This window comes from Pseudomonas sp. LAIL14HWK12:I1 (genome assembly GCF_003202095.1).
GTDB classification, from domain to species: Bacteria; Pseudomonadota; Gammaproteobacteria; order Pseudomonadales; family Pseudomonadaceae; genus Aquipseudomonas; species Aquipseudomonas monteilii.
Map to the genome: position 1 here is coordinate 320,555 of NZ_QJKG01000007.1, position 6,208 is coordinate 326,762.

At 63.0% G+C, this 6,208-nt stretch carries 7 protein-coding genes; all 7 read left to right on the plus strand.

Annotated features, from left to right (window positions below; translation table 11 throughout):
• The first annotated feature begins 167 nt into the window (after positions 1–167).
• Complete coding sequence (gene pyrH / locus D906_RS19215) at positions 168–911, plus strand: UMP kinase (RefSeq protein ID WP_003252294.1); 744 nt, start codon at positions 168–170, stop codon at positions 909–911.
• Entirely contained in the window at positions 908–1,465 is a 558-nt protein-coding gene (gene frr, locus D906_RS19220; RefSeq protein WP_016712934.1) for a ribosome recycling factor, read from the plus strand. The genes pyrH and frr overlap by 4 nt, the downstream gene beginning before the upstream one ends.
• Positions 1,466–1,480: 15 nt before the next feature.
• On the plus strand, positions 1,481–2,236 hold the full coding sequence (gene uppS / locus D906_RS19225; protein ID WP_016712933.1) for a polyprenyl diphosphate synthase: 756 nt from the start codon (positions 1,481–1,483) through the stop codon (positions 2,234–2,236).
• Positions 2,236–3,051: a phosphatidate cytidylyltransferase gene (locus tag D906_RS19230; protein ID WP_016712932.1), complete on the plus strand. Its 816-nt coding sequence runs from the start codon at positions 2,236–2,238 to the stop codon at positions 3,049–3,051. The genes uppS and D906_RS19230 overlap by 1 nt, the downstream gene beginning before the upstream one ends.
• Positions 3,048–4,238, plus strand: a complete 1,191-nt coding sequence (gene ispC, locus D906_RS19235) for a 1-deoxy-D-xylulose-5-phosphate reductoisomerase (protein WP_019097526.1) — start codon at positions 3,048–3,050, stop codon at positions 4,236–4,238. The genes D906_RS19230 and ispC overlap by 4 nt, the downstream gene beginning before the upstream one ends.
• A gap of 33 nt (positions 4,239–4,271) precedes the next feature.
• Positions 4,272–5,624 carry an RIP metalloprotease RseP gene (gene rseP, locus D906_RS19240; RefSeq protein WP_019097525.1) on the plus strand — a complete coding sequence of 451 codons (1,353 nt, stop codon included), beginning with the start codon at positions 4,272–4,274 and terminating at the stop codon, positions 5,622–5,624.
• A gap of 73 nt (positions 5,625–5,697) precedes the next feature.
• On the plus strand, positions 5,698–6,208 hold a 511-nt coding region (locus D906_RS19245), incomplete at its 3' end, for a POTRA domain-containing protein (protein ID WP_305888496.1).

Sequence of the window (6,208 nt, forward strand, 5' to 3'; positions counted from 1 at the left end):
GTCGCCCAAAAGAGGCTGCCCGCTCACGCGCGCAGCCTCTTTGTCAAAACGGCGAAGGGTTTATAAAACTCGCCGCCGCTGGCACCAAAACGGTGCCACGCTACAGTTAGCAGGCTGCAAACAGCCCGCACGAATTTTCTAAAAGTACGCCGCAGGAGAGACTCGCAATGGCTCAGCAGGTGAGTGGTCGCCAACCTCGCTATAAACGCATTTTGCTCAAACTTAGCGGCGAGGCCCTGATGGGCTCGGAAGACTTCGGGATCGACCCGAAAGTGCTGGATCGCATGGCCCTTGAAGTTGGCCAGCTGGTAGGGATCGGTGTCCAGGTCGGTCTGGTGATCGGTGGTGGCAACCTGTTCCGCGGCGCCGCGCTCAGCGCAGCCGGCATGGACCGCGTCACCGGTGACCACATGGGCATGCTGGCCACCGTGATGAACGGCCTGGCCATGCGCGATGCGCTGGAGCGCTCGAACATCCCGGCTCTGGTCATGTCGGCCATTTCCATGGTCGGTGTCACCGATCATTACGATCGTCGCAAAGCTATTCGCCACCTCAACTCCGGGGATGTGGTAATTTTCTCCGCCGGTACCGGCAACCCGTTCTTCACCACCGACTCCGCGGCCTGCCTGCGCGCCATCGAAATCGATGCCGACGTGGTGCTGAAGGCGACCAAGGTCGATGGTGTGTACACTGCCGATCCATTCAAGGACCCACACGCCGAAAAGTTCGATCACCTGACCTACGATGAGGTCCTGGATCGCAAGCTGGGTGTGATGGACCTGACCGCAATCTGCCTGTGCCGTGACCACAAGATGCCATTGCGGGTATTCAACATGAACAAGCCTGGCGCCCTGCTGAACATCGTGGTGGGTGGCGCTGAAGGTACTCTGATCGAGGAAGGCCAAGCATGATCAACGACATCAAGAAAGACGCGCAGGAGCGCATGGGCAAGTCCATCGAAGCCCTGGCTCGCAACCTCGCGGCAATCCGCACCGGTCGCGCGCACCCAAGCATCCTGGACAGCGTCAAGGTCACTGCCTGGGGTAGCGAGATGCCGCTGAACCAGGTGGCCGCGATCACCGTCGAAGACGCCCGCACCCTGAAGATTGTCGCGCACGACAAGAACCTCAGTGCTGCCATCGAAAAGGCCATCCTCACCTCCGACCTGGGCCTGAACCCGTCCAGCGCCGGTACCACCATTCGCGTGCCGATGCCGGCGCTGACCGAGGAAACCCGCAAGGGTTACACCAAGCAGGCCAGCGGTGTGGCCGAGGATGCCAAGGTCGCTGTGCGCAATGTGCGCCGCGATGCCCTGGGCGACCTGAAGAAGCTGACCAAGGACAAGGAAATCAGCGAAGACGAAGAACGTCGCGCGGCGGACGAGATCCAGAAGCTGACCGACAAGTTCATTGCTGAAGTCGATGCTGCGTACAAAGCCAAGGAAAAGGACCTGATGGCCGTCTAAGGCCGGGGTTTTTTAATGGAAAAGTCCAAGTTGGCGGCACCGTCCTCGGTGCCGCGTCATGTCGCGATCATCATGGATGGCAACAACCGCTGGGCGAAAAAGCGCCTGCTGCCCGGCGTTGCCGGGCACAAGGCGGGTGTCGACGCCGTTCGCGCGGTCATCGAAGTCTGTGCCAAGTCCGGGGTCGAGGTACTGACCCTGTTCGCCTTCTCCAGTGAAAACTGGCAGCGCCCGGCCGAAGAGGTTGGTGCGTTGATGGAGCTGTTCTTCTCGGCCCTGCGCCGGGAGGCCAAGCGCCTCAACGAGAACAACATCAGCCTGCGCATCATCGGTGACCGTTCGCGTTTCCACCCTGAATTGCAGGCCGCCATGCGCGAAGCCGAGGCGCTGACCGCCGGCAACAATCGCTTCATCCTGCAGATCGCAGCCAACTACGGTGGCCAGTGGGATATCGCCCAGGCCGCCCAGCGGCTGGCGCGGGAAGTGCAAGCCGGTCACCTGCGCCCGGAAGATATCACCCCGGGTCTGCTGCAGACGTGCCTGGCAACCGGCGAGCTGCCGCTGCCGGACCTGTGCATCCGCACCGGTGGCGAGCACCGCATCAGCAATTTCCTGTTGTGGCAACTGGCCTACGCCGAGTTGTACTTCTCCGACCTGTACTGGCCGGACTTCAAACACGAGGCCATGCGCAATGCCCTGGCCGATTTCGCTTCGCGCCAGCGCCGCTTCGGTAAGACCAGCGAGCAGGTCGAGGCTGGAGCTCGTGCTTAATGCTTAAACAACGCATCATTACCGCGCTGATCCTGCTGCCGATCGCGCTGGGCGGTTTCTTCCTGCTCAACGGTGGGGACTTTGCCCTGTTCATCGGCTTCGTGGTGACCCTTGGCGCCTGGGAGTGGGCGCGCCTGGCCGGGCTCATGGCTCAGCCGCTGCGCATTGCCTATGCCTTGGTGGTCGCCGGGGCGCTGATGCTGCTGTACATCCTCCCGGAGCTGGCACCCTGGGTGTTGGGCGCTGCGGTGATATGGTGGGGGCTGGCCACCTGGCTGGTGCTTACCTATCCGCGCAGCAGTGAGCTGTGGGCCAGTGCCGCCTGCCGGTTGCTGATTGGCCTGCTGGTGTTGCTGCCAGCCTGGCAGGGGTTGGTACTGCTCAAGCACTGGCCGCTTGGCAACTGGCTGATCCTTTCGGTCATGGTGCTGGTCTGGGCTGCCGACATCGGCGCGTACTTCTCTGGCCGGGCGTTTGGCAAGCGCAAGCTCGCCCCGCAGGTCAGCCCTGGCAAGAGCTGGGAAGGTGTGTATGGCGGCCTTGCCGTCAGCCTGTTGATTACCCTGGGTGTCGGCATCAGCCGCGACTGGGGCTTTGGCCAGCTCTTGCTGGGCCTTCTGGGCGCCGCGTTGCTGGTGATGTCCTCGGTGGTCGGTGACCTGACCGAGAGCATGTTCAAGCGCCGTTCCGGCATCAAGGACAGCAGCAACCTGCTGCCTGGCCATGGTGGTGTGCTGGACCGCATCGACAGCCTGACCGCAGCGATCCCGATCTTCGCCGTGCTGCTGTGGGCTGCCGAATGGGGTGTGATGTGAGTCGCCCGCAGCGTATTACCGTGCTCGGGGCCACTGGCTCCATCGGCCTGAGCACGCTGGATGTGATTGCGCGGCACCCCGACCGCTACCAGGTGTTTGCCCTCAGCGGCTATTCGCGTATCGATGAATTGCTGGCCCTGTGCGTGCGCCATCGTCCGGCGTTTGCCGTGGTGCCAAGCGCCGAGGCGGCCCAGCGGCTGCGCGAAAGCCTGGCTGCGGTCGGTTGCGCTACCGAAGTGCTGGAGGGTGAGGCCGGGCTTTGCCAGGTGGCCTCGGCAGCGGAAGTGGACGCCGTGATGGCAGCCATTGTCGGTGCGGCCGGCCTGCGTCCTACCTTGGCGGCAGTCGAGGCGGGCAAGAAGGTGTTGCTGGCTAACAAGGAAGCCCTGGTGATGTCTGGCGCGCTGTTCATGGAGGCGGTACGGCGCAGTGGTGCCGTGCTGTTGCCAATCGACAGCGAGCACAACGCGATTTTCCAGTGCATGCCCGGCGATTATGCGCGTGGCCTGAGCGCGGTCGGCGTACGCCGGATCCTGCTCACGGCTTCCGGCGGCCCGTTCCGTGAAACGCCGGTCGAGGCACTGCTGGACGTGACCCCTGAACAAGCCTGCGCGCACCCTAACTGGTCGATGGGGCGCAAGATTTCCGTCGACTCGGCCAGCATGATGAACAAGGGGCTTGAGCTGATCGAAGCCTGCTGGCTGTTCGATGCCGCGCCGGCGAAGGTCGAGGTGGTGGTGCACCCGCAGAGCGTGATCCACTCCCTGGTCGACTATGTGGACGGTTCGGTGCTGGCACAGCTGGGCAACCCTGACATGCGCACGCCGATCGCCAATGCCCTGGCGTGGCCAGAGCGGATTGACTCTGGGGTGGCACCGCTGGACCTGTTCGCCATCGCCCGTCTGGATTTTCAGGCGCCCGACGAACAGCGCTTCCCTTGTCTGCGCCTGGCGCGGCAGGCTGCCGAGGCCGGCAACAGTGCACCCGCTGTGCTCAACGCAGCAAACGAGGTGGCGGTCGAGGCATTTCTTGGGCGGCGTATCCGCTTCCCGGAGATCGCGGGTATGATCGAACAGGTGCTCGACCAAGAGCCCGTCGTGCCGCTGCCATCGCTGGATGCGGTGTTTGCCGCCGACCAGCGTGCCCGGGAGCTTTCCCGTGAGTGGCTGAGGCGTCACGGTCGCTGAAGCCGGCCTGCTGAACATCATTCGGAGATGGACATGACAGCGCTCTACATGATTATCGGCACCCTCGTGGCCTTGGGTGTGTTGGTCACCTTCCACGAATTCGGCCACTTCTGGGTGGCGCGCCGCTGCGGTGTCAAGGTGCTGCGCTTCTCGGTGGGCTTCGGCACGCCGCTGCTGCGCTGGCATGACCGCCACGGTACCGAGTTCGTGGTCGCGGCGATTCCGCTGGGTGGCTACGTCAAGATGCTCGACGAGCGCGAGGGTGATGTGCCGCCTGCGTTGGCCGGGCAGTCGTTCAACCGCAAGTCGGTTCGCCAGCGTATCGCGATTGTCGCGGCAGGCCCGATTGCCAACTTCCTGCTGGCCATCCTGTTCTTCTGGGTGTTGGCAATGCTGGGTACCCAGCAGGTCCGTCCGGTGATCGGTGCGGTCGACAGTGGCAGCCTGGCTGCGTCGGCTGGCCTGACCGCAGGTCAGGAAATCGTCTCCATTGACGGCAAGCCGACCAACGGTTGGTCAGCGGTCAATCTACAGCTGGTTCGCCGCCTGGGCGAGAGCGGCACTTTGCAGGTTGGCGTGCTCGACGAAGGCGCCACTGCCGAGCGCCAATTGCAGGTCAAACTGGACAGCTGGCTCAAGGGCGCCGACGAGCCGGACCCGATCCAGTCGCTTGGTCTGCACCCTTGGCGCCCGGCGATCGTGCCCGTACTGGCCGAGATCGATCCGAAGGGGCCAGCTGCCGCTGCTGGCCTGAAAACCGGTGACAAACTGCTGGCGGTCGATGGCGTGGCCGTGACCGAATGGCAACAGGTTGTCGACAGCGTGCGTGCGCGCCCGGATGCCAAGGTCGTGGTGCGCGTGGAGCGTGATGGCGCGGCCCTGGACGTTCCGGTGACCCTGGCTCGCAAAGGCGAGGGCAAAGCAGTTGGTGGCTATCTGGGTGCCGGGGTAAAAGGTGGCGAGTGGCCTGCCAGCATGCTCCGCGAAGTCAGCTACGGCCCGCTGGACGCGGTGGGTGAGGGCTTGTCGCGCACCTGGAGCATGAGCGTCCTGACCCTTGAGTCGCTGAAGAAAATGCTGTTCGGAGAGCTCTCGGTAAAAAACTTGAGTGGACCGATAACCATTGCTAAAGTGGCGGGCGCTTCGGCCCAGTCCGGCGTGGGGGATTTCCTGAATTTCCTGGCCTACCTGAGCATAAGCCTGGGGGTTCTTAACCTGCTGCCCATCCCGGTACTGGATGGGGGGCATTTGCTGTTTTACCTGGTCGAGTGGGCGCGCGGTCGTCCGCTGTCGGATCGGGTGCAAGGTTGGGGGGTCCAGATCGGTATCAGTTTGGTCATAGGGGTGATGTTGCTCGCCCTGATCAACGATCTGGGTCGACTATAAAGCTTCGCTCAATTGCGAACCTGCCGTGTTGTCGCGGCGGGTTGTTTATTGCCAGTTGGAATAAAAGGACTTCATGAAACGTCTGCTGCTAACTGCGGTCATGTCCGCACTGATGATCGCTGAAGTTCACGCCGAGTCCTTCACCATCTCCGATATTCGCGTCAACGGCCTGCAGCGGGTTTCCGCCGGCAGTGTGTTCGGTGCCCTGCCGCTGAACGTCGGCGACCAGGCGGATGACCGCCGCCTGGTGGACTCGACCCGTTCCCTGTTCAAGACTGGGTTCTTCCAGGACATTCAGCTGAACCGCGATGGCAATGTGCTGATCATCAACGTGGTCGAGCGCCCGTCGGTATCGAGCATCGAGATCGAAGGCAACAAGGCAATCAGCACCGAAGACCTGATGAAGGGCCTGAAGCAATCGGGCCTGGCCGAGGGCGAGATCTTCCAGCGTGCCACCCTCGAAGGCGTGCGTAACGAACTGCAGCGCCAGTACGTGGCCCAGGGCCGATACTCGGCCGAGGTCGACGCCGAAGTGGTGCCGCAACCGCGCAACCGCGTCGCGCTGAAGATCAAGATCAACGAAG